Source organism: Rhizorhapis sp. SPR117 (assembly GCF_021742065.1).
In genome coordinates this window covers 1-561 of sequence record NZ_JAKKIE010000228.1, presented here as the reverse complement: position 1 = coordinate 561, position 561 = coordinate 1, and the positions used below count along the sequence as shown (strand labels likewise).

Sequence of the window (561 nt, the reverse complement as noted above, 5' to 3'; positions counted from 1 at the left end):
GGAGTGGTTCAAACATGGGTCAAATCTCAGTGAAAATTTATGCCGCTACCGGGTCACTTCTCAGCGACAATCAACAATCATCGCCTCCTCACCATTCGTGCGCATAGTTTTCGGACGAGGTGAGCCGCTCATTATAGTCGAGCGTGATCGTCCCGGCGGTCACGTCGAAGGTGAACTCGCCATAAGCGCCGTCATTATTCTCCCACCCCCAATGCGTCTGGCGGAGCAGGTCATAGGCGAGGTTCTCGATCGCTTCGCTCGCCGAGAGGCAATTGGCGACCGGCTGGTCGGCGCTATGGTGCGGCGTCTTCACTTCAACGGTGCTGCCGGGCAGATCGGCCGGCTCATCGCCTATGAAACCGGCGATATCTTCGATCTGGCCGCTATCGCCATAGCCGTCGAAGGTGACGGTTACGGGCGTGATGCCCGTCGAAGCGAGGCAGGCGAACAGCCTTGCCTTGTTTTGCGGAACGAGTTCTGCCGCATCGGCTTCCCATTGGGAAAAGCGTTGCATGATCGCCGCCATGTCGATGGCAGGCTGGGGGGCGTCCGTCATTGGAG

The 561-nt window shown here is 58.8% G+C and carries 1 protein-coding gene; it reads right to left on the bottom strand.

The genetic code is table 11. The features are described from left to right. Nucleotides 1-88: 88 nt before the first annotated feature. On the bottom strand, nt 89-561 hold a 473-nt coding region (locus L3X40_RS22130), incomplete at its 5' end, for a DUF6878 family protein (protein WP_338331170.1).